This is a genomic window from Achromobacter sp. Marseille-Q4954 (genome assembly GCF_943737025.1).
GTDB lineage: Bacteria > Pseudomonadota > Gammaproteobacteria > Burkholderiales > Burkholderiaceae_B > Achromobacter > Achromobacter bronchisepticus_A.
In genome coordinates this window covers 1049970-1071134 of record NZ_CALSFQ010000001.1, presented here as the reverse complement: position 1 = coordinate 1071134, position 21165 = coordinate 1049970, and the positions used below count along the sequence as shown (strand labels likewise).

The following is a 21165-nucleotide window of genomic DNA, read 5'->3' as shown; positions in this document are numbered from 1 at the left end:
CCACATGCAGGTACCAGACGGTCAGGTCCGCGACGTTCAGGGCCGCTCCGTTTCCGGATACAAGCCGCCCTGGCCGGCCGGGATGGCGCTGTCCAGCACGGCCATGAGCACGGCGCGCGGGCCGGATTTCGGAAAGTAGGCGCCTTCACTGCCACGCTGCGTGAACGCTTGGCGGATGAACCCCGCGCCGCGCGAGCCGGGCACCACCGTGCGGGCGAACATCGCTTCCAGCTGGGCTTGTGACAAGGGGCCGGGCATGGCGGACAACTGGTCCAGGTCCTGCTTGAAAGCGCTCAGCCAGGTCCGATAGCGCGCGAGCTCGGCCGCGCGGTTGAACTCCTGGGCCAGGGCATGGCCGGCCGGCAGCAGGCCCAGGCAGCCCAGGCACAGCCAGGCCGCCAGCCAGCGGCGGATCCGGGAACTCGCCGTCGACCCGTCGCGGGGCTTCAATGCGAAACGGATTTCGAGAAGACGTTCATCACCACCACGCCGGCGATGATGAGGCCGATGCCGATGAGCGCCGGCGTGTCCAGGTGCTGTTTGAACAGCACCGCGCCGACGATGGAAATCAGCACGATGCCCACGCCGGACCAGATGGCGTAGGCGATGCCCACCGGGATCTCGCGCAGCGTCAGCGACAGGAAATAGAACGAAATCAGGTAGCCGAACACCGTCACGATGGACGGCGCCAGGCGGGTGAAGCCTTCGGACCCCTTGAGCGCGCTGGTGGCGAAGATCTCGGCGATGATGGCTATGCCCAGGTAGAGCCACTTCATTTGCGTGTTCCCTCGGATTGCCGCAGCAGCACCAGCAGGGCGCCCGCGCCGCCTTCGCGCTCGGGCGCTTCGGAAAACGCCAGGACTTCGCTCTTCTGCACCAGCCAGGTGCGGGCCTTGTCCTTGAGCACCGGCTCCAGCCCCTGTGAGCCATAGCCCTTGCCGTGGACGATGCGCACGCAGCGGATGCCGTGCTCCTGGCATTCGTCCAGGAACGACAGCAGGGCGTGGCGGGCCTGTTCCACCCGCAGGCCATGCAGGTCCAGTTCGGCGCCGGCGCGCCATTGGCCGCGGCGCAGGTTGCGCGCGGTGTCGGGCGCGGCGTCGCTGCGTACGAAGGCGGTGCCGCCTTCGGACAGCAGATGGGTGATTTCGCCGCCGTCGGAGACGCCGGCATCGGCGCGCGTGGGGGTTTCGCCCAGCGCGTTGGCGCGGCGCAGCGCGGGCGCGGGCTGCGCCACGGGCTTGTGCTCCACCCGGGCGGCCTGCTTGATCGGCGTGACTGACTGCATGGTGCGCTTGAACGCCGCCATGTCGTCAACGGGGGCGGTATCCGGTTTTTTCAGCACCGCCACCCGCTGGGCCTGGGCGGCGCGTTCGCGCTCGGCCTGCAGGTCTTTCTTCAGGCGTTTCAGGTCGGCCAGGCCGACCTTACTGCCCCGCATTCTCCAGCCACCGTTGTGCGTCCAGCGCGGCCATGCAGCCGGTGCCGGCGCTGGTGATGGCCTGGCGGTAGACGTGGTCCTGCACGTCGCCGGCGGCGAAGACGCCGGGGACCGAGGTCATCGTGGCCATGCCGGACAGGCCGCTCTTGGTGACGATGTAGCCGTCCTTCATTTCCAGCTGGCCCTGGAAGATTTCGGTGTTGGGCTGGTGGCCGATGGCGATGAACGCGCCGGTGGCCGCCATGTCCTCGGTGACGCCGGTGTCGACGTGGCGCACGCGCACGCCGGTGACGCCGCTGTCGTCGCCCAGCACTTCTTCCAGCGTATGGAACAGCTTGAGCTCCATGTTGCCGTTCTCGACCTTGCTCATGAGCTTGTCGACCAGGATGGGCTCGGCGCGGAACTTGTCGCGGCGGTGGATCAGGGTGACCTTGCGGCAGATGTTCGACAGGTACAGCGCTTCTTCCACGGCGGTATTGCCGCCTCCGACCACGACCACGTCCTGGTTGCGGTAGAAGAAGCCGTCGCAGGTGGCGCAGCCGGACACGCCGCGGCCCATGAAGGTCTCTTCAGACGGCAGGCCGAGGTACTTGGCCGAGGCGCCGGTGGCGATGATGAGCGCGTCGCAGGTGTAGATCTTGCCGGTGTCGCCCGTGAGGGTGAACGGGCGCTTGGACACATCGACCTTGGCAATGTGGTCGAAGATCATTTCGGTGTTGAAACGTTCGGCGTGCTTCTGGAAGCGCTGCATCAGGTCCGGACCCTGCACGCCCTCCGCGTCCGCCGGCCAGTTGTCGACGTCCGTGGTGGTCATGAGCTGGCCGCCTTGGGCCAGACCTGTAACAAGAACAGGGCTCAGATTGGCGCGTGCCGCATAGACGGCCGCCGTGTAACCGGCAGGGCCGGAACCGAGTATCAAAACTTTAGCGTGCTTGGGCGTGGACATGGGCGGGTATCTTTAGGTTAACGCCCAATTATAATGAGCCGCATGCCGCGTATCTCGACTGCTTCTCCGCGCGCCTCGCGCAACACCCGTAACGGGCCTTCCCCCCTGCAGACGCGCTTGTCCGCGTTGCTGCGCGAAGCCCGCTGGATCCTCTTCGCCGCCCTGGCGGCCTGGCTGACGCTGGTGCTGGCCACCTGGAACGCGGCCGACCCCGGCTGGTCGCATTCCGTCCCCGCCGGCGCCATCCACAACAAGGGCGGGACCCTGGGCGCCTATCTGGCGGACATCCTGCTCTATCTGTTCGGCTTTTCCGCCTGGTGGTGGGTGATCCTGCTGCTGCACCGGGTGCGCGCGGGCTACCGCCGCCTGGCCAGCCATCTTCGCGTTACCAATAGTAAGCAGCCGGAAGTGTTGCCCCGTGTCCACTGGGAAGAGGGCATCGGTTTCTTCCTGTTGCTGGTGGGGTCGCTGGGCATGGAAGCCCTGCGCCTGGCCAGCCGCGGCACGCATCTGCCCGGCGCCTCCGAGAACACCAGCGGCGCGGGCGGCGTGATCGGCCAGACGCTGGCCGACCTGATCGGCCGCAGTATCGGCTTCACCGGCAGCACGCTGGCTTTCCTGGTCATGCTGGCCATCGGCCTGAGCCTGTTCTTCTCGTTTTCCTGGCTGTCCATCGCCGAACGCGTGGGCTCGTGGCTGGAAGGCCTGGTGCGCCGCGTGCGCGATTCCTACGCCGCCCGCGAAGACCGCAAGGTCGGCGAGGTCGCCAAGGCCGTGCGCACCGAACAGGTCGTGGCCAAGCAGGAAAAGCTGGTCCACGAGCAGCCGGTGCGGATCGAACCCGCGATTACCGTGGTACCCAAGTCCGAACGGGTCGAAAAGGAAAAGCAGCAATCGCTGTTCTTCGCGCCCTCGGGCGGCGCCGAAGGCGACCTGCCGGCGATCAGCCTGCTGGATCCGCCCCTGACCAACCAGGAAACGGTGTCGGCCGAAACCATCGAATTCACCTCGCGCCTGATCGAAAAGAAGCTGGCCGACTTCGGCGTGTCGGTCACCGTGGTGGCGGCGCAGGCCGGCCCGGTCATTACGCGCTACGAGATCGAGCCCGCCACGGGCGTGAAGGGCAGCCAGATCGTCAACCTGGCCAAGGACCTGGCGCGCGCGCTCAGCCTGGTCAGCATCCGGGTGGTGGAAACCATTCCGGGCAAGAACCTGATGGGCCTGGAATTGCCCAACCCGCGCCGCCAGATGGTGCGCCTGTCCGAGATCCTGGGCTCGCAAACCTATCACGCCAGCCATTCCGTCGTGACGATGGCGCTGGGCAAGGACATCGCCGGCAACCCGGTGGTGGCCGACCTGGCCAAGATGCCCCACCTGCTGGTGGCGGGCACCACCGGTTCGGGCAAGTCCGTGGGGATCAACGCCATGATCCTGTCGCTGCTGTACAAGGCGGACGCGTCCCACACCCGGCTGATCCTGATCGATCCGAAGATGCTCGAAATGAGCGTCTACGAAGGCATTCCGCACCTGCTGGCGCCGGTGGTCACGGACATGCGCCAGGCCTCCAACGCGCTGAACTGGTGCGTGGGCGAAATGGAAAAACGCTACCGCCTGATGAGCAAGATGGGCGTGCGCAACCTGGCGGGCTACAACACCAAGATCCGCGACGCCATCAAGCGCGAGGAACCCATTCCGAATCCGTTCTCGCTGACCCCGGACGCGCCGGAGCCGCTGTCGCCGCTGCCCACCATCGTGGTGGTCATCGACGAACTTGCCGACCTGATGATGGTGGTGGGCAAGAAGATCGAAGAGCTGATCGCCCGTCTGGCGCAGAAGGCGCGCGCCGCCGGCATCCACCTCATCCTGGCCACGCAGCGTCCCAGCGTGGACGTCATCACCGGCCTGATCAAGGCCAACATCCCGACGCGCATCGCCTTCCAGGTGTCGTCCAAGATCGACTCGCGCACTATTTTGGATCAGATGGGCGCCGAAACCCTGCTGGGCCAGGGCGACATGCTTTACATGCCGCCAGGCACCGGCCTGCCGGTGCGTGTGCACGGCGCGTTCTGCAGTGATGACGAAGTGCATCGCGTGGTGGAAAGCCTCAAGGCGCAGGGCGAACCCAACTACATCGAAGGCCTGCTGGAAGGCGGCCTGGATGGGGACGCGGGCGAAGGCGCCAGCAGCGTCACCGGCATCGGCGGCGACGCCGAATCCGACCCGATGTACGACCAGGCTTGCGAGGTGGTGCTCAAGCACCGCCGCGCGTCCATCTCGCTGGTGCAGCGCCACCTGCGCATTGGTTACAACCGTGCGGCCCGGTTACTGGAGCAGATGGAGCAATCGGGTATGGTGTCGGCGATGCAGTCCAATGGCAACCGCGAGATCCTTGTTCCCGCGGCCGCTGCCGCCCGAGAGGAAGCTTGATGAAGATGTTCCGTCGACTGGCCGCCGTGGCGGCCCTGAGCCTGGCGCCCGCCATGGTGTTCGCCGCCAGCGCGCAGGAGCAGCTGCGCGCTTTCGTGGCTACCGTGACCGCGGCCACGGGCTCGTTTTCGCAATACACGGTGAACAACCAGGGCCGCACGCAGCCCGCCCAGACCGGCGTGTTCTCGTTCCAGCGTCCCGGCAAGTTCAAGTGGGCGGTGCAGAAGCCTTATGAACAGTTGGTGGTGTCGGACGGCCGCCAGGTGTTCCAGTTCGATCCGGACCTGGCCCAGGTGACCGAGCGCAAGGTCGATGCCGCCATCGGCACCTCGCCTGCCGCCATCCTGTTCGGCTCGGGTTCGCTGGAGCAGTCGTTCGACGTTTCGGCCCTGCCGTCCAAGGACGGGATCGATTGGCTGCGCGCCAAGCCGCGCACCGCCGATGCGGGTTTCTCGCGCGTGGACATCGGCATGAAGGACAATCTGCCGGTGCGCGTGGAGCTGCTGGATTCGTTTGGACAAACCACGCGCGTGGACCTGTCCGGCATTGCCGCCAACCCGCAGCTGCCGGCCAAGGAATTCCAGTTCGTCGCGCCGAAGGGTGTGGATGTAGTGAAGATGTGATGGAAAAAGCCTGGCAACGCCAGGCTTTTTCTTATGTGGCGTCCGCTTAAGGACGTTTGTACGCGATGCAGTCGACCTCGACTTTTGCGTCCACCACCAACGACGACTGCACGCAGGCCCGGGCCGGCGGATTCTCGCCGAAGTATTCCTTGAACACCTTGTTGAACGACGCGAAATCGCGCGCGTCGTCCAGCCATACGCCGCAGCGCACGACGTGTTCCGGGCCGTAGCCGGCTTCCTTCAGGATGGCCAGCACCTGCTGGATGGCCTTGTGCGACTGGGTCACGATGCCGCCTTCGACGACTTCGCCGTTGTCCATCGGCACCTGGCCGGACACGTGCAGCCAGCCGTCGGCCGCGACCGCGCGGGCGAAGGGCATGTGCGAGCCGCCCTGGCCCGTACCGCCGGCGACGCCGTAGCGGGTGATGCCGTTGCTGTCGGCGGTGGGAGCATTGCTCATGGTTCTCTCCTTGAAATGAATGGCCGGTTTTGCGCCGGGTTTTCGCCCGTTGCTTACTGGAAGTTCTTGCGCAGGTCGCCGCTGCGCGGCAGCCAGCGGCCGGCGCGGTCGCCGGTGGCCTCGCCCTGGCGGTAGGACAGCGCGCCATTGACCCAGACCGCCTCGATGCCGGCGGCGGTCTGCACCGGCGCGGCGAAGGTGGCGCGGTCGATGACCGTGGCCGGATCGAACAGCACCAGGTCCGCGTGGTAGCCCTCGCGCACCAGGCCGCGCTCGGCCAGGCCGAAGCGGGCGGCGGACAGGCCCGTCATCTTGTGCACGGCCTCGGTCAGCGGGAACAGCCCCACATCGCGGCTGTAGTGGCCCAGCACGCGCGGGAACGCGCCCCAGAGCCGCGGGTGCGGCATGGGGTCGTTGGGAAGGCCGTCGGAACCCACCATGGTGAGCCGGTGCGACAGCACGCGGCGCACGTCGTCTTCATGCATGTTGTGGTACACGGCGCCGGCCGGCTGCAGGCGCGCGGCCGCTTCCAGCAAAGTCACGTCCCAGTCGGCGGCGATGTCGGCCAGCTTGCGGCGGGCCTGCTCCGGATGCGGCACGGACCAGGTGATGTCGATGTCGAACTCGTCCGTGACCTGCTTCAGGTCCAGGGTCGACGAACTGGCGGAATAGGGATAGCAGTCGCAACCCACGTGCTGCAGGCGGCCGGCGGTTTCCAGCGCTGACAGCACTTCTTTCGTGCGGCCCCAGTTGCCGGCGCCGGCGCATTTCAGGTGCGACACCACCACCGGCACGCGGGCATGCTGGCCGATGTCGAAGGCTTCCTGCATGGCCTCCAGGATGGCGGCGAACTCGGAGCGCAGGTGGGTGGTGTAGAGCGCGCCGAATTCATCCAGCGCCTCGGCCAGCAGCTTGACCTCTTCGGTGTCCGCGTTGAAGGCGGAGGCATAGGCCAGGCCGGTGCTCAGGCCGATGGCGCCATGGGCCAGCGCGTCGCGCAGCTGCTCGCGCATGGCCAGCACTTCCTCGCGCGTGGCGGCGCGGTCCAGTCGGTCCATGTGGTTGCTGCGCAGCGCGGTATGGCCGACCAGCGCTGCCACGTTCACGGCGGGCCGCGCGGCTTCGATGGCGCGGGTGTAGTCCGCGAAGGTGGGGTAGCTGAAGTCGGCGCGGGCGCCCAGCAGGTTCATCGGGTCCGGCGGCTCGCCGCGCAGGGCCACGGGTGAGGCGCTGATGCCGCAATTGCCCACCACCACGGTGGTCACGCCCTGGGAAAGCTTGGGCAGCATGTCTGGCGTGCGGATGACGTTGGTGTCGTCATGGGTGTGCACGTCGATGAAACCCGGGGCCAGCGCCAGGCGGGTGCCATCGATGATCTGGCGCGCCGCCGCGCCCGGCAGGTCGCCGATGGCGGCGATGCGGCCGTCGGCCAGCGCCACGCTGGCGCGGTAGGCGGGTTCGCCGGTGCCGTCCAGGACCAGCACATTGCCTATGAGGGTGTCGTACATCTTGTGTTCCAGTTCAATCGCCCAGCGGCAGGCGGTTCGGGCCGCCGCGGTGTTCGTCCAGCGCCAGCTTGATGCGGCGCAGGCGCTCCCGGTTTTCTTCCTGGTTCAGCATGGCCAGTTCGGTCGAGAGCAGGTCTATGGCCAGCATCATCGCGTAGCGCGATGCCGAGGGCTTGTAGATGAAGTCGGTTTCGTCGGTGCGGATGGGCAGCACCACGTCGGCCAGTTCGGCCAGGGCGGAGGTCGCGTCGGTGATGGCGACGATGCGCGCCTGGTACTGCTTGACGATGCGGGCCGCGCCCACGATTTCCGGCGTAAGGCCCGAGGCCGACAGGATCAGCACCGCGTCGCGCTCGTCCAGGGTGGCCGCGACCATGCGCAGCAGCACCGCGTCGCTGTACACGGCGATGGGGTAGCCCAGGCGCACCAGGCGCGACTGCACTTCCTGCGCCAGCACGGCCGACGCGCCGCCCATGCCGAAGACATAGATCATGCGCGCGCCGTCGACGATGCCGGCGGCCGCTTCGAACAGCTGCTCGGTGAAGTTGGGCAGGTGGGCGCGGAGCGTGCTTTCGATGTCGGCGTAGATGCGGGCGTAGAAGGTGCTTTCCTCGGTCGGCGCGCTGGGATCGAGGAAGCGGCTGCCCACCGTGCTGGCCTGGGCCAGCTTGAGCTTCAGGTCGCGGGTGTCGTCGCAGCCGACCGTGCGCGCGAAGCGCGAGATGGTGGCGATGCTGACGCCGGCCTTGGCCGCCAGCTGGTCGACGGTGGCGCTGGCGCCCCAGATGATGTCGTCCAGGATGGCGTCGGCGACCTTGCGTTCGGTCACGCTTAGCGAGTCCCGCCGACTGCGTATCTGGAAGACGATGTCGCGGATGATGTTCATGTGGGCTTCCTGGGTCTGTTCTGGACTGGGCGGCGATCAGGCGGCCAGCTCGGCGTCGCCGATGCGCGAACACGCCACATAGTGGCCCGGGCCGACGTTGGCGGCCTGCGCCTCGGTGGTCGCGCAGCTTTCGATGGCGTAGGGGCAGCGGGTGCGGAACACGCAGCCGGAAGGCGGATTGACCGGGCTGGGGATGTCGCCCTTCAACAGGATACGCGAGCGCGGCGCGCGCGGGTCCGGCACCGGCGCGGCGGACAGCAGCGCGCGGGTATAGGGATGGCGGGGGCGCGCATAGACCTCGCTGGTCGGGCCGCGCTCCATGACGCGGCCCAGGTACATCACCACGACCTCGTCGCACAGGTAGTCCACCACCGCCAGGTCGTGGGCCACGAACAGCATGGTCAGGCCCAGGTCGCGCTGCAGGTCCTGCAGCAGGTTCAGCACCTGCGCCTGCACCGACACGTCCAGCGCGGACACCGGCTCGTCGGCCACGATGAAATCGGGCTCGACCGCCAGCGCGCGGGCGATGCCGATGCGCTGGCGCTGGCCGCCGGAGAACTCGTGCGGATAGCGGCGGCTGTGGTCCGCGTTCAGGCCCACGCGTTCCAGCAGTTCGCCGATGCGGGCCATGCGGCGGTTCTGGGCAAGCTTGTGAGTGTCCAGCGCTTCGCCCAGGATCTCGGCCACCGTCATGCGGGGGTTGAGGCTGGCGTAGGGATCCTGGAACACGATCTGCATGCGGCGGCGCCAGGGCAGCATCTGCTTTTCGGACAGCTTGGTGATGTCCTGGCCGTCGAACAGGATGCGGCCGGCGGTGGGCGCGAACAGCCGCAGCAGGGCGCGGCCGGTGGTGGTCTTGCCGGAGCCGGATTCACCGACCAGGCCGACGATGGTGTTGCGCGGCACGTCGAAGCTGACGCCGTCCACGGCCTTCACCATCGGGGCGTTGCGCGCCTGCGAAGTGGGGAAGTGGACCTTCAGGTCCTGGATCCGCACCAGCGGCTCTTCGGCGCGGATGGGAATGGGGCTACTCGTCATATCGGATTCACCTTGATGCAGCGCGCGCGGTGGTCGGTCTGCACCGGCAGGAGTTCGGGCACGGCGGCGCGGCAGTCGTCGGCGGCCAGGGGGCAGCGCGGCGCGAAAGTACAGCCGGCCGGCAGCGACAGCACGCTGGGCACGTTGCCCGGAATGGCGCGCAGCCGTTCGCCGGAGGCCAGCAGGGCGGCCGTGGGGATGCAGGACAGCAGGCCGCGGGTGTAGGGGTGCGTGGGCTTTTCGAACAGGTCGTAGACGCCGGCGTCCTCGACCACGCGGCCCGCGTACATGACCGCCACGCGATGCGCGATCTCGGCCACCACGCCCAGGTTGTGCGTGATGAACAGGATGCTCATGTTCATCTCGGCTTGCAGCCGCCGCAACAGGTCCAGGATCTGCGCCTGCACGGTCACGTCCAGCGCGGTGGTGGGCTCGTCGGCGATCAGCACGGCGGGGTTGCAGGCCAGGGCCAGCGCGATCATCACGCGCTGGCGCATGCCGCCCGACATCTGGTGCGGGTACTCGTTGATGCGCCGCTCGGCCGCCGGGATCTCCACGCGCTCCAGCATTTCACGGGCGCGCCGCATGGCCGCGTCGTGGGAGCCGCCCTCGTGCTGCAGCACGGCTTCGGCGATCTGGTCGCCCACCGTGTACAGCGGATTCAGGCTGGTCATGGGCTCCTGGAAGATCATGGCGATTTCGGCGCCGCGGATCTTGCGCAGGGTGGCGGGCGCGGCCTGGGCCAGGTCGTGCTGGACGCCTTGGCGGTCGCGGAACAGGATCTTGCCGGCCTCGATGCGGCCCGCCGGCTTGGGCAGCAGGCCCATGATGGACAGGCTGGTCACGGACTTGCCGGAGCCGGACTCGCCGACGATGGCCAGCGTTTCGCCGCGGGCCAGATCGAAGGTCACGCCGTCCACGGATTTGGCGATGCCGTCGCGGCTGTGGAACCAGGTCTTCAACCCTTCCACGGAAAGCACGACGTCTCGGGTGCTTGCGGTCATGATTACAGCTCCTTGCGCAGGCGCGGATCGAGGACGTCGCGCAGGCCGTCGCCGACCAGTTGCAGCGACAGCACGGACAGGACGATGGCGATGCCGGGGAAGATCATGATCCAGTCGGCGGAGCCCATGTACTGCTGGCCGGCGTTGATCATGGTGCCCCAGGTGGGGATGTCGGGCGACACGCCCACGCCCAGGAACGACAGGCCGGCTTCGGCCAGGATCGCGTAGGCGAAGATGAACGTGCCCTGCACCAGGATGGGCGACACCAGGTTGCGCAGCACGTGCACGGTGACGATGCGCCAGGTGGGCACGCCCAGCGCGCGGGCGGCTTCGACGAAGGGCAGTTCGCGGATCACCAGGGTCGAGGCGCGCACGATGCGCGCCAGGCGCGGCGTGTAGACGATGCCCAGCGCGATCACCACGTTGACCAGCGACGGGCCCAGCGCGGCCACCAGCGAGATCGCCAGCAGGATGTCGGGAAAGGCCATCATGGCGTCGATCAAGCGCGACACGAACTTGTCCGCCGTGCGGAAGAAGCCCGCGATCAGACCCAGCGCGATGCCCAGGATGCTGGACACGATCACCACGGAAAAGCCCACCATCAGCGACAGGCGGCCGCCGTGGATGACGCGGCTGAACACGTCGCGGCCGAAGTCATCGGTGCCGAACCAGTGCGCGGCGCCCGGCGCCTTCAGCCGGTTCATGATGGACAGCTTGAACGGATCGTAGGGGCTGATCCAGGGCGCCAGCAGCGCGGCCAGGACCAGCACGACGATCACGATCAGGCTGATCAGCACGGTCTTGCGCGACACCAGCAGGCGCAGCACCTGCCAGCGGTCGGTTCCGGAATTCACGGTAGTCCCGGTTGTCATTTCAATTGCTCCACTTGCGGTGCATCGAATCGGGGCCGCGCGGAGCCGGCTTTGCCGGGCCGCAGGCGGCGCCCCCTTGAGGGGGAAGCGCCACAGGCGCTTCGGGGGTGGGCTTAATCATCAATAACGAACCCGTGGGTCGACCAGCAGGTACAGCAGATCGATGATGAGATTGATCAGGACATAGATGGCCGCGATGATCAGCAGCGCGCCCTGGATGACGGGATAGTCGCGGCGCAGCACCGCCGACACCACCAGGCTGCCCACGCCGGGCAGGCCGAACACGGTTTCGGTCACGACCGCGCCGCTGATCAGCAGCGCCGTGGTCAGGCCCAGCACCGTCAGGATGGGGATCAGCGCATTGCGCACGGCGTGCTTCAGGATCACCTTGCTTTCCGGCAGGCCCTTGGCGCGCGCGGTGCGCACATAGTCGTCGCGCAGCACGTCCAGCATGCTGGCGCGGATGAAGCGCGTGATCAGCGCCGAGTTCACCAGGCCCAGCACCACGGCGGGCAGGATCAGGTGCGACAGGCGGGTCATGAGGGAGGCGTCGGGGCCGCCATAGCCGGCCACGGGCAGCCATCCCAGCTTGACCGAGAACACCTGCATCAGCAGCAACCCCAGCCAGAAGCTGGGCACGCTGGAGGTGAACATCGAGAACGACAGCACCGACTGGTCCAGCGTGGTGCCGCGCTTGACCGCGGACAGGATCCCCACCGGCAGCGCGATGGCGCTGGCGATCAGCAGCGACATGAGCGTCAGCAGGATGGTGGGTTCGGCGCGGTCGGCCAAGGCCGACAGCACCGGTTTGTTCATGAAGATGGATTGGCCGAGGTCGCCCTGGGCCAGCTTGCCCAGCCACGACACGTACTGCACAGCCATCGGCTGGTCCAGCCCGAGCTGGGTGCGCAGGGCGGCGATGTCCTGCTGGCTGGCCTGCGGACCCAGCATCACGGCGGCGGGGTCGCCCGGCGTGACGCGGATGATCACGAAGACGATGGTCGCGACGATGAACATCACGGCCACCAGCCCGACCAGCCGGTTTAAGAGATAACGCAACACGATGGATGTCCTAAAAAAGCGTCGTATCGTGGGGAGAGGCGGCGCGCTTGTTGGAAGGGCGCGCTCTGCGGGTCATGCGTTGATGCGTGGAGCGCGGCAGGAGGTCTTGTGTGGCGCCTTTGTCCTGCCGCGCTACGCCATTACTTGGACTTCCAGGCGTTCCAGAAGTAGGGCCACGGCACGGCCTTGGTGCCTTGCAGCGACGGCGAGCGGGCGGCCTGGGCGTTGAAGTCGCCGACCTTGATGAAGGGCACTTCGTCGTACACGGCCTGCTGCACGTCAGCCCAGCGCTTGATGCGTTCTTCCTGGTTGCCAGCCTGGTTGAAGGCGTCCAGCGCCTGGTTGCGGCGCGGGGTGTCCCACCAGCCCGGCGCGTCCTTGGACGGGAAGTCGATCAGGGCAGGCTCCGGCAGGAAGGGGCTGTGCGTAATGAAGATGTCCCACAGCGCCGGGTCCTGGCGGCGCTGCGTCAGCGTGGCCCAGTCCACCACCTGCATGTCCACGGTGAAGCCCGCGGCCTTCAGGTATTCGGCGGCCACCAGGGCCATCTTGTAGTGGAACTCGTACTGCTGGCTGGTCAGGATGCGGATCTTGCGGTCCTGCACGTTGGCGCCATCCACCAGCTTCTTGGCGCCGGCGGCGTCGCCCTTGTTGTAGACCTTGCCGCCCAGGGACGTGGCCCAGGGATAGCCCTCGGGATACAGGTCGCCGTTGAGCTTGTAGAAGTTCTTGTCGCCGAAGGCGGCGTACAGCATGTCTTCTTCGTTCAGCGCCAGCTGCACGGCCTGGCGGACGGCCAGGTTCGACATGATGCCCTGCTTGGTGTTGAGCACCAGGCGCGGCCAGCCGAAGGGCTTGAGCATGACGGGGTCGGAGCGCCCGTTCTTGAGCTTGGGCAGCGATTCCACCGGCAGCGAGTCGACGTAGTCGAACTGGCCGGCCACCGCGCTTTCGACGCGGGTGTTGGCGTTGCTGACCGGCACGAAGCGGATCTCGTCCAGGTACTGCTTGCGAGCGCCGCCGAAGCCGTCGGGCTCGCCTTCGCGCTGCTTGTAGCCTTCGAAGCGGACCAGCTGGATGTACTGGTCAGGCACGCGCGCCTTCAGCTGGTAGGGGCCGGTGCCGACGAATTCGGTCAGGGCCGGAGCGATCTTGCCCTTGGGCATGATGACGGCGGCGCTGTTGTTCATGGCCAGCAGCGCGGTCAGGGGCGCATAGGGCTGCTTGAGCGTGATGCGGATGGTGTTGGCGTCCGGCGCTTCGATGCCGGTGATGATCTTGGCGGCCATCTTGCCGCGCGTGGCGGTCTCGGTCCAGCGCTTGAGCGAGGCCAGCACGTCCGACGAGTCCATCTTGGAGCCGTCGTGGAAGGTGATGCCCTGGCGCAGCGGGATCGTGTAGGTCAGCCCGTCGGCCGAGACTTCCGGCAGCTTGTCGGCCAACAGCGGGGTCAGGTTCCACTTGCCGTCGAAGGTGTACAGCGTTTCGAAGAAGTGCTGGGTCAGGATGCCCACCAGGTCGGCCGTGCTGGTCATCGGATCCAGCGTGGGCGGCTCGCCTATGGTGGCAACCGAGATCGTGCCTCCCTTGATCGGCGTGGCACAGAGGGCGGGGGTCGACAATGCGGTCAAGCCAATTGCGCCGGCCAGCAGCAGGCTATTGAGCCCACCGCCTCGCCGGGAGGTACGGAAGTTCATGATTCTCTCTCCAGAGGGTCAAAAACGGGTTTTGCTTGTAGTAATTAGAGGTTTGCGCCGGAATCCCGCGATTCCTCCTGCCCGCCGGGTACCGGCGCGGTGCGGCGGACAGGGCCGTTCAGAAGAAGGTTTCGGCCACGTCGGTGACGCGGTATTGCTCGTCCACCAGCAGCACTTGGCGCCACTTGTCGAAGGTCAGGCAGGGGTGGGAGATATCGAAGGCGATCATGTCGCCGACCTGGATGTCGTCGCCTTCGCCGATCTGCATGAAGGCGTGCTGGTCCATCATCGCGCTCAGCTTCCAGTGGGCAGGAGCCTGGCCCGGCGCGGCGTCGCGGCCGGGGCGGTACAGCGCGGCGGGCGTGGGCAGGCCGGCGTCGAAGGCGGCGTCGCGCTTGCCCATGGCGACGATGGCGCGGCCCGGTTCGGGCAGCGACTGCACGTAGGCCCAGACCTGCAAGGCCGGCTGCAGGCCGGGTTCCATCTTTTGCGCGACCGGATTGTGGGCGTTGATGCGCTCGGCGGCCGAGCGGTAGATGCCGACGTCGTGCGACAGGTAGCAGCCGGGGCGCAGCACGATTTCCAGCGGCGCGCCAATGTCCAGCTGCGAGAATTCCTCGGCCACCACGTCGAACCAGGCGGAGCCGGCGCCGGAGATCAGCGCCGGGCCGTTCTTGCGCAGGCGGCCGGCGGCGGCCAGGCCGCGCAGGGCGTCGGCGGCGCGGCGCAGGAAGGCGCGGATGGCGCTTTCTTCCTGCAGCACGCCTTCGTAGACTTCGATGCCGGCCAGGGCCAGGCCGGGCCATTTGCCGATTTCGTCGACCAGCGCCTGCAACTGGGCGTCGTCGCGCACGCCGGTGCGGCCGCCCTGGGGACCCAGTTCGATCAGCACCGGCAGGGTCAGGCCCTGTTCGCCGAAGTAGGCGCCCAGCTGCGCCGCGTTGGCGGGAGAGTCCACGATGCAGAAAAAGGTGAAGGCCGGGTCGCGCAGCAGGCGCGCGATGATGGCCATGTTGGCGCGGCCCACCAACTGGTTGGCCATCAGTATCCGGCGTACGCCATGCTGGTAGGCGGCCCGGACCTGCGGTGCGGTCGCCAGCGTGATGCCCCAGGCGCCGCCCGCGATCTGGCGTTGGAACAGCGCCGGGCTCATGGTGGTCTTGCCGTGGGGCGCCAGCTTGACCTTGTACGCTTCCATGAAGCGCTGCATCCATTGCAGGTTGTGGCGCACGCGGGCTTCGTACAGCACCGCCACGGGCAGGCTGACGTCCTCATTGAGCAGGTTCCAGTTCAGCGCCGCCACGCCGGCGGTGGTACAGGATTCCGGAAAGGCGCCCAGGCCTTTGCCGTTCATGTCCAGGGGGGCTGCGGGGAAGGAGGAGTTCGTCATGGGGCGCCTGCTATGGAAAATATTTACGTCAAACCTGGTTTTTTTCATTATCCTGAAAAGAATTTACAAGCGGGAGTTAGGAGTTTCCCGTAGTCGGCGCTGGCCGGCGGTTGGCGCGACAATAGGAAAACCTCCGACACAAGGAAGCGTCATGCTGAAAGTTGCTTTGGGCCAGTTCGCCGTCAGCCGCGTCTGGGAAGAAAACGCCCAGGTCTGCATCGACCTGATGGAACGTGCCCGCGCCGGCGGCGCCGGCCTGCTGGTCTTGCCCGAAGGCATCCTGGCCCGCGACATCACCGATCCGCAGATCGTCCTGAAGGCCGCCCAGCCGTTGGACGGCCCCTTCATGAGCCGCCTGCTGGAAGCCAGCCGCGGTTCGCAACTGGCGACCATGATGTGCGTGCACGTGCCGACCGGGGAAGGGCGGGTCTGGAACACGCTGGTGACGCTGCAAGATGGCAAGATCCTGTCGCAATACCGCAAGCTGCACCTGTACGACGCCTTCAACATGAAGGAATCCACCAACGTCACGCCCGGCGTCGACATCCCGCCGCTGCTGGACATCGGCGGCCTGCGCGTGGGCCTCATGACCTGTTACGACGTGCGCTTCCCCGAACTGGCGCGGCGCCTGGCGCTGGACGGCGCGGACCTGCTGGTGCTGCCGGCCGCCTGGGTGCGCGGTCCGTTGAAGGAAATGCACTGGGAAGTGCTGGTCACGGCGCGCGCGCTGGAGAACACCTGCTATGTGGCGGCCACGGGCGAATGCGGCGAACGCAACATCGGCTGCAGCATGGTGGTGGATCCGCTGGGCGTGGTGACGGCGCGGGCGGGCGAAGCCCCGGCGCTGGTGTTCGCCGATATCGACCCCGAACGCCTGGCGCATGCCCGCAAGGTATTGCCGGTGCTGGCGAACCGGCGCTTCGCGCCGCCGGGACTGGCCTAGGGCCGTGCGGGGGAGGCAGGCCCGCGCCATGGTGTAATGCTGGCTTGAATTACTTGCTGTCTCCCCTCATCTTCTGCCAATGAGCAACGATCTCTTCGCGGCCGATCCTGCGCATCGGCCCTATGTGCCCCTGGCCGAGCGGCTGCGCCCGCGGACGCTGTCCGACGTGGTCGGGCAGTCGCATCTGCTGGGGCCGGACAAGCCCCTGCGCGTCGCCTTCGACTCGGGCCGGCCGCACTCCATGATCTTCTGGGGGCCGCCAGGCGTGGGCAAGACCACGCTGGCGCGCCTGATGGCGGACGGCTTCGACGCGCAGTTCATCGCCATCTCGGCGGTGCTGGGCGGGGTCAAGGACATCCGCGATGCCGTCACGGTGGCGCAGGTGGCGCAGGGCCAGGGACGCCGCACCATCCTCTTCGTCGACGAGGTGCACCGCTTCAACAAGGCGCAGCAGGATGCCTTCCTGCCCTATGTGGAAAGCGGGCTGTTCACCTTCATCGGCGCCACCACCGAAAACCCCTCGTTCGAGGTCAATTCGGCGTTGTTGTCGCGGGCGCGGGTGTACGTGCTGCAATCGCTTACCGTCGAGGAGCTGCAGCAACTGGTCGACCGCGCCGTGCAGGCCCTGAACGACGGGCTGGAAGAGGGCGAGCGCATCCATGTCGAGGCCGACGCGCGTGAACAACTGGCGGCCTGGGCCGACGGCGACGCGCGCCGCCTGATCAGCGCGGTCGAAGTGGTGGCCGAGTCGGCGCAAGCCGCCGGCCGCGACACGGTGGACGCGGCCTGGCTGGAGATCTCGCTGTCGCAGAACCTGCGCCGCTTCGACAAGGGCGGCGACGCGTTCTACGACCAGATCAGCGCCCTGCACAAGTCGGTGCGCGGCTCCAACCCCGACGCCGCGCTGTACTGGTTCTGCCGCATGATCGACGGCGGCGCCGATCCCAAGTACCTCTCGCGCCGCCTGGTGCGCATGGCGGTGGAGGACATCGGCCTGGCCGATCCCCGCGCCACGGACCTGGCCGTGAACGGCGCCGATATCTATGAACGCCTGGGTTCGCCGGAAGGCGAGCTGGCGCTGGCGCAGGCAGTGGTCTACATGGCCTGCGCGGCCAAGTCGAACGCCGTCTACAACGCCTACAACCAGGCGCGCAAGTTCGCGGCCGAGCACGGCAGCGCGCCGGTGCCGATCCATCTGCGCAACGCGCCTACCAAATTGATGAAGCAGCTGGGCCATGGCAAGGCCTACCGCTACGCGCACGACGAGCCGCACGGCTACGCCGCCGCCGAGCAATATTTCCCCGATGGACTCAATCCCTCCTTCTATCGGCCGACCGATCGCGGCCTGGAGGCTAAAATCCAGCAAAAGCTGGCATTCCTGCGCGAGCTGGACGCGCAGGAACGCGCCAAGAAACGGTAACGGGCGCCGCCCGTTGCTTCACGCAACCTCACCGATATCACCATGCTAGACCCGATACTGCTGCGCAAAGACCTGCAAACCGTCGTAGACCGCCTCAAGAGCCGTGGCGTGTCCTTCGACACGGAACGGTTCAATGAGCTGGAATCCCGCCGCAAGGCCGTCCAGACCGAAACCGAGTCCCTGCAAGCCCGCCGCAACGCGCTGGCCAAGCAGATCGGCCAGCTCAAGGCCAAGGGCGAGGACGCCAGCGCCGTCATGGCCGAATCGCAGGCCGTGCCTGTGCGCCTGAAGCAGCTGGAAGAAGAGCTGGCCGCCTTGCAGCAGCCGCTCAACGAACTGCTGATGTCGGTGCCCAACCTGCCGCACGCCAGCGTGCCGCTGGGCGAATCCGCCGACGACAACGTCGAAGTGCGCCGCTGGCTGCCGGGCGCGGCTGGCGCCGACGGCAATCCGCCGGCCCTGGCCTTCGAGGCCCGCGACCACGTCGCCATCGGCGAACCGCTGGGCCTGGATTTCGACATGGCCGCCAAGCTGTCCGGCGCCCGCTTCTCGTTCATGCGCGGCCCCATCGCCCGCCTGCACCGCGCGCTGTCGCAGTTCATGCTGGACCTGCAGACGGGCACGCACGGTTATACCGAGTGCTACACCCCCTACATCGTCAACGCCTCGACGCTGTACGGTACGGGCCAGCTGCCGAAGTTCAAGGACGACATGTTCGCCGTGTCCAAGGGCGGCGGCGACGACGATCCCAAGGTCGACGATCAGGGCAAGCCGTACGTGCGTGAAGACCAGTACCTGATCTCCACCTCGGAAATCACCTTGACCAGCGTGGCGCGCGACACCATCCAGGCTGCCGCCGACCTGCCGCTCAAGCTTACGGCGCACACGCCGTGCTTCCGCTCGGAAGCCGGCAGCGGCGGCCGCGATACCCGCGGCATGATCCGCCAACACCAGTTCGACAAGGTCGAAATGGTGCAGATCACCCAGCCGGATCAGTCCTACGAGGCGCTGGAAGACATGGTGGGCCACGCCGAGCGCGTGCTGCAGCTGCTGGGCCTGCCGTACCGCGTGGTGCTGCTGTGCACGGGCGACATGGGCTTTGGTTCGGCCAAGACCTATGACCTGGAAGTGTGGCTGCCGGCGCAGAACACCTGGCGCGAGATTTCCTCGGTGTCGAACTGCGAAACTTTCCAGGCCCGCCGCATGCAGGCGCGCTTCCGCAATGCCCAGGGCAAGCCGGAATACGTGCACACGCTCAACGGTTCCGGTCTGGCTGTGGGCCGCGCGCTGGTCGCCGTGCTGGAAAACCACCAGCAAGCCGACGGCAGCGTGCTGATTCCGGAGGCGCTGCAGCCTTACATGGGCGGCCTGACGGTGCTGAATCCGGTGCCGAAAGCCTGACGTTTTTCAGCTGTCCATCCGCCATTTGACGGAGTAAAAGACGGAGCCTTCGGGCTCCGTTTTTTTTTATTATCTGTACATATTCCTGTCGCCTCACGCCATTAAGCTGACCGCGCGAGTGTTTGATTATGATGTGAGCAATTGTGTATTCCAATAAAAGGGCCGGATAGTTACGGCACAATATGCCCCGTGTGCTACACGCTTCATTCACTTAAATAACAAGGAGTTGCCCATGACTTCAAGAATGATTGGAGATTTTCGTGTGAGATGCTCCGTGGCTCAGGAAGACGAGCAGGGCTACCGCGTGCAGATATGGACCCGCCGTGTTGGCGGCACCGCGCCGGAAAAATGCTGGACCGTGCCCGGACAGGCGCCGTTTTCGAGCCTGCACGAAGCCGAGCAGGAAAGCCTGCAACTGTTCCAAGGCATCAACGGCGTGCGTTTCAACGGTGAACCGGAGTTTGCCCATGCGTCCGCATAATGGTTGGTGGCGGTCGTCGAGCGAGCCCCGCCGTTGGATCGATCTCGTTCAGGAAACGCCGCGGTGGAGCGATGGCAAGGCCAGCAAAACCCCGCAGCAACCGGCCGTGCTGGCTGGCAAACCCGTGCAGGCGCCCGCAGCCTGAGGGGTATTTCACCGGGCACCGGACATTGCCCGCAGAAAAAAAGGCCACTCTTGCGAGTGGCCTTTGTCGTTTCCGGGGCAACCGGCCTGCGCTTGACGCGCGGCCCGCAGCTTAATCGTCGTGGTCGTGTCCGCGGCCCCGGCCGCGGTAATAATCGTGTCCATGTCCGCGCCCGCGGCCATAGTAGTAGCCGCGGTCATAGTAGCGGCCGCCGCCGCGGTAATACACCGGCGCCGGATAGACCACCGGCGGTGCGACGTACACCGGCGCGGGGCGGTAATAGACGGGCGGCGGGGGCGGCACGTATACCGGCTGCGGCGCGACGTAGACCGGCGCGGGGTACACGACCCCCGGTATGCCGATCGAGATGCCGACGTCCACCCGAGCCAGGGCGACGCTGGAGATCAGCAGACCAGCGGCACCAGCACCAGCGATAAGCCATTTTTTCATCTTGCACCTGCCTGCCGCGTGACGCAGCAAAGTTGAGTATTCGTTGAGCTTATTTTCGGGCTTTTTGCGCTGGCAGAAGTAAGCGGGCCGGCCTCAATCGCGACAATCCGCAACCGTCCCCGTCCAGGTGGCATGGGGCTTGCTGCCACGCAGCAGCGCAGGTCCGCTCTGACGCGGCCGCGATTGAAATGGATTGAAATCGCCTGGAATCAGGTGAAGCCGGATGGCCAGGTTACAGGCAGTCACCATCCGCCCCTGTTTCCGCGTAACGACGTTGCGCGGGCGCACCAGTTTTTGGGGGCGGGGCTAGGCGTCCTGTTCCCCGTCGACCTGTTGGCGGCGGAATTCGACCACCCAGACCCAGGGGTTCGCAGCCCAGGCATGCGAGCCGTAACGCTCGCACCAGGTCAAGGCGAAGGCGGTTTGCAGCGGCACGCCCGGCAGCAGGGCGGAGCTTTGGTACAGGGCTTGCGTGCCTTCGGCGCGGGCATCGGCTTCGGACAGCGTTTGCAGGCGCTGGACGCGCACCCCCACGATAACGGCGGTGGCGAAGGTATTGCCGGCTTCGTCGGTCAATTCGATGCTGTCGCCGGATTTTCCAAATGGACACCTGACCCAGCTGGAGGTTTTGCGCAATTCGGATGGATGATCCAGCGACGGGCCCATGGCTACCCATCTGCCGGAATCCGCAGCGTCCGCATACCAGACCGTGGTCAGTTTGGTCGGTTGCGGCTTGAGGATGCGCCGGCTCTGCACTTTACGGCCGTCCAAAACAGCTTGTTTAAGCGGCTCGCTGAATTGAAGAGACTGCCTTTTCATACGCTCGCGGTTCCTCCAACGATCAAAGCATATGCGCCAATGCGGCGACAGCCTGGTCGACGCATGCCTACTGTGCGGGCGGTTTGGGCCTGGAATCGGGAAGTATGCCGCCTCAACGCCATCATGTCAGGCATGACCTGGATTTATGTGTC

At 66.6% G+C, this 21165-nt stretch carries 21 protein-coding genes; 6 read left to right on the top strand and 15 right to left on the bottom strand.

What is annotated here, in order from left to right:
* Positions 1–36 precede the first annotated feature (36 nt).
* The 4 genes from NGK62_RS04935 to trxB are packed head-to-tail and all read right to left on the bottom strand — an operon-like array spanning position 37 to position 2387.
* Positions 37–450, bottom strand: a complete 414-nt coding sequence (locus NGK62_RS04935) for a hypothetical protein (RefSeq protein ID WP_251877670.1) — start codon at positions 448–450, stop codon at positions 37–39.
* On the bottom strand, positions 447–776 hold the full coding sequence (locus NGK62_RS04930; protein WP_054450090.1) for a DMT family transporter: 330 nt from the start codon (positions 774–776) through the stop codon (positions 447–449). Before NGK62_RS04930 ends, NGK62_RS04935 begins: the two co-directional genes overlap by 4 nt.
* Positions 773–1441: a Smr/MutS family protein gene (locus NGK62_RS04925; RefSeq protein ID WP_251877668.1), complete on the bottom strand. Its 669-nt coding sequence runs from the start codon at positions 1439–1441 to the stop codon at positions 773–775. The genes NGK62_RS04930 and NGK62_RS04925 overlap by 4 nt, the downstream gene beginning before the upstream one ends.
* The gene (gene trxB, locus NGK62_RS04920) at positions 1428–2387 is read right to left on the bottom strand and encodes a thioredoxin-disulfide reductase (protein WP_059373804.1); all 960 of its coding nucleotides are present in this window, start codon (positions 2385–2387) and stop codon (positions 1428–1430) included. The genes NGK62_RS04925 and trxB overlap by 14 nt, the downstream gene beginning before the upstream one ends.
* Positions 2388–2429: 42 nt before the next feature.
* On the opposite strand from trxB, the gene NGK62_RS04915 reads away from it, so the two are divergent.
* Both NGK62_RS04915 and lolA read left to right on the top strand, forming a co-directional pair.
* Positions 2430–4814 carry a DNA translocase FtsK gene (locus tag NGK62_RS04915; RefSeq protein WP_118931698.1) on the top strand — a complete coding sequence of 795 codons (2385 nt, stop codon included), beginning with the start codon at positions 2430–2432 and terminating at the stop codon, positions 4812–4814.
* Positions 4814–5437, top strand: coding sequence for an outer membrane lipoprotein chaperone LolA (lolA, locus tag NGK62_RS04910; protein ID WP_059373806.1), 624 nt, complete (start codon positions 4814–4816; stop codon positions 5435–5437). Before NGK62_RS04915 ends, lolA begins: the two co-directional genes overlap by 1 nt.
* 46 nt (positions 5438–5483) lie before the next feature.
* Here the strand turns inward: lolA and NGK62_RS04905 are convergent, their stop codons facing one another.
* From NGK62_RS04905 to NGK62_RS04865, 9 genes are all read right to left on the bottom strand, one after another.
* Positions 5484–5897 (bottom strand): RidA family protein, encoded by a 414-nt coding sequence (locus tag NGK62_RS04905; protein ID WP_118931699.1) that lies wholly within the window; start codon positions 5895–5897, stop codon positions 5484–5486.
* Between the two features lie 53 nt (positions 5898–5950).
* Positions 5951–7405, bottom strand: a complete 1455-nt coding sequence (locus NGK62_RS04900; protein ID WP_251877666.1) for an N-acyl-D-amino-acid deacylase family protein — start codon at positions 7403–7405, stop codon at positions 5951–5953.
* A gap of 13 nt (positions 7406–7418) precedes the next feature.
* Positions 7419–8291 carry a MurR/RpiR family transcriptional regulator gene (locus NGK62_RS04895; RefSeq protein WP_054450103.1) on the bottom strand — a complete coding sequence of 291 codons (873 nt, stop codon included), beginning with the start codon at positions 8289–8291 and terminating at the stop codon, positions 7419–7421.
* Between the two features lie 36 nt (positions 8292–8327).
* Positions 8328–9329: an ABC transporter ATP-binding protein gene (locus NGK62_RS04890; RefSeq protein WP_251877664.1), complete on the bottom strand. Its 1002-nt coding sequence runs from the start codon at positions 9327–9329 to the stop codon at positions 8328–8330.
* On the bottom strand, positions 9326–10333 hold the full coding sequence (locus tag NGK62_RS04885; RefSeq protein ID WP_059373810.1) for an ABC transporter ATP-binding protein: 1008 nt from the start codon (positions 10331–10333) through the stop codon (positions 9326–9328). Before NGK62_RS04885 ends, NGK62_RS04890 begins: the two co-directional genes overlap by 4 nt.
* Positions 10334–10335: 2 nt before the next feature.
* Positions 10336–11205, bottom strand: coding sequence for an ABC transporter permease (locus NGK62_RS04880; protein ID WP_059373811.1), 870 nt, complete (start codon positions 11203–11205; stop codon positions 10336–10338).
* Between the two features lie 120 nt (positions 11206–11325).
* Positions 11326–12267, bottom strand: a complete 942-nt coding sequence (locus tag NGK62_RS04875; protein WP_059373812.1) for an ABC transporter permease — start codon at positions 12265–12267, stop codon at positions 11326–11328.
* A 140-nt stretch (positions 12268–12407) separates the two neighbouring features.
* Complete coding sequence (locus tag NGK62_RS04870; protein WP_059373813.1) at positions 12408–13964, bottom strand: ABC transporter substrate-binding protein; 1557 nt, start codon at positions 13962–13964, stop codon at positions 12408–12410.
* Between the two features lie 118 nt (positions 13965–14082).
* Positions 14083–15354, bottom strand: a complete 1272-nt coding sequence (locus NGK62_RS04865) for an amino acid deaminase (protein ID WP_251877662.1) — start codon at positions 15352–15354, stop codon at positions 14083–14085.
* Between the two features lie 151 nt (positions 15355–15505).
* On the opposite strand from NGK62_RS04865, the gene NGK62_RS04860 reads away from it, so the two are divergent.
* From NGK62_RS04860 to NGK62_RS04845, 4 genes are all read left to right on the top strand, one after another.
* Positions 15506–16297 carry a deaminated glutathione amidase gene (locus NGK62_RS04860; protein ID WP_082400636.1) on the top strand — a complete coding sequence of 264 codons (792 nt, stop codon included), beginning with the start codon at positions 15506–15508 and terminating at the stop codon, positions 16295–16297.
* A gap of 79 nt (positions 16298–16376) precedes the next feature.
* Positions 16377–17717, top strand: coding sequence for a replication-associated recombination protein A (locus NGK62_RS04855; RefSeq protein ID WP_251877660.1), 1341 nt, complete (start codon positions 16377–16379; stop codon positions 17715–17717).
* 42 nt (positions 17718–17759) lie between these two features.
* Positions 17760–19118, top strand: coding sequence for a serine--tRNA ligase (serS, locus tag NGK62_RS04850; protein ID WP_118931703.1), 1359 nt, complete (start codon positions 17760–17762; stop codon positions 19116–19118).
* Positions 19119–19350: 232 nt separating this feature from the next.
* Positions 19351–19599, top strand: coding sequence for a hypothetical protein (locus NGK62_RS04845; RefSeq protein ID WP_082400638.1), 249 nt, complete (start codon positions 19351–19353; stop codon positions 19597–19599).
* Positions 19600–19855: 256 nt separating this feature from the next.
* Here NGK62_RS04845 and NGK62_RS04840 read toward each other — a convergent pair whose 3' ends face one another.
* Positions 19856–20194: a virulence factor gene (locus tag NGK62_RS04840; protein WP_059373816.1), complete on the bottom strand. Its 339-nt coding sequence runs from the start codon at positions 20192–20194 to the stop codon at positions 19856–19858.
* Between the two features lie 306 nt (positions 20195–20500).
* The gene (locus NGK62_RS04835; protein WP_059373817.1) at positions 20501–21013 is read right to left on the bottom strand and encodes an ASCH domain-containing protein; all 513 of its coding nucleotides are present in this window, start codon (positions 21011–21013) and stop codon (positions 20501–20503) included.
* Positions 21014–21165: the final 152 nt, after the last annotated feature.

Bases quoted from the DNA above. Each gene is read 5' to 3' on its own strand.
- NGK62_RS04930 (WP_054450090.1), bottom strand. From the start codon at position 776: ATGAAGTGGCTCTACCTGGGCATAGCCATCATCGCCGAGATCTTCGCC.
- NGK62_RS04925 (WP_251877668.1), bottom strand. From the start codon at position 1,441: ATGCGGGGCAGTAAGGTCGGCCTGGCCGACCTGAAACGCCTGAAGAAA.
- trxB (WP_059373804.1), bottom strand. From the start codon at position 2,387: ATGTCCACGCCCAAGCACGCTAAAGTTTTGATACTCGGTTCCGGCCCT.
- NGK62_RS04915 (WP_118931698.1), top strand. From the start codon at position 2,430: ATGCCGCGTATCTCGACTGCTTCTCCGCGCGCCTCGCGCAACACCCGT.
- lolA (WP_059373806.1), top strand. From the start codon at position 4,814: ATGAAGATGTTCCGTCGACTGGCCGCCGTGGCGGCCCTGAGCCTGGCG.
- NGK62_RS04905 (WP_118931699.1), bottom strand. From the start codon at position 5,897: ATGAGCAATGCTCCCACCGCCGACAGCAACGGCATCACCCGCTACGGC.
- NGK62_RS04900 (WP_251877666.1), bottom strand. From the start codon at position 7,405: ATGTACGACACCCTCATAGGCAATGTGCTGGTCCTGGACGGCACCGGC.
- NGK62_RS04895 (WP_054450103.1), bottom strand. From the start codon at position 8,291: ATGAACATCATCCGCGACATCGTCTTCCAGATACGCAGTCGGCGGGAC.
- NGK62_RS04890 (WP_251877664.1), bottom strand. From the start codon at position 9,329: ATGACGAGTAGCCCCATTCCCATCCGCGCCGAAGAGCCGCTGGTGCGG.
- NGK62_RS04885 (WP_059373810.1), bottom strand. From the start codon at position 10,333: ATGACCGCAAGCACCCGAGACGTCGTGCTTTCCGTGGAAGGGTTGAAG.
- NGK62_RS04880 (WP_059373811.1), bottom strand. From the start codon at position 11,205: ATGACAACCGGGACTACCGTGAATTCCGGAACCGACCGCTGGCAGGTG.
- NGK62_RS04870 (WP_059373813.1), bottom strand. From the start codon at position 13,964: ATGAACTTCCGTACCTCCCGGCGAGGCGGTGGGCTCAATAGCCTGCTG.
- NGK62_RS04865 (WP_251877662.1), bottom strand. From the start codon at position 15,354: ATGACGAACTCCTCCTTCCCCGCAGCCCCCCTGGACATGAACGGCAAA.
- NGK62_RS04860 (WP_082400636.1), top strand. From the start codon at position 15,506: ATGCTGAAAGTTGCTTTGGGCCAGTTCGCCGTCAGCCGCGTCTGGGAA.
- NGK62_RS04855 (WP_251877660.1), top strand. From the start codon at position 16,377: ATGAGCAACGATCTCTTCGCGGCCGATCCTGCGCATCGGCCCTATGTG.
- serS (WP_118931703.1), top strand. From the start codon at position 17,760: ATGCTAGACCCGATACTGCTGCGCAAAGACCTGCAAACCGTCGTAGAC.
- NGK62_RS04845 (WP_082400638.1), top strand. From the start codon at position 19,351: ATGACTTCAAGAATGATTGGAGATTTTCGTGTGAGATGCTCCGTGGCT.
- NGK62_RS04840 (WP_059373816.1), bottom strand. From the start codon at position 20,194: ATGAAAAAATGGCTTATCGCTGGTGCTGGTGCCGCTGGTCTGCTGATC.
- NGK62_RS04835 (WP_059373817.1), bottom strand. From the start codon at position 21,013: ATGAAAAGGCAGTCTCTTCAATTCAGCGAGCCGCTTAAACAAGCTGTT.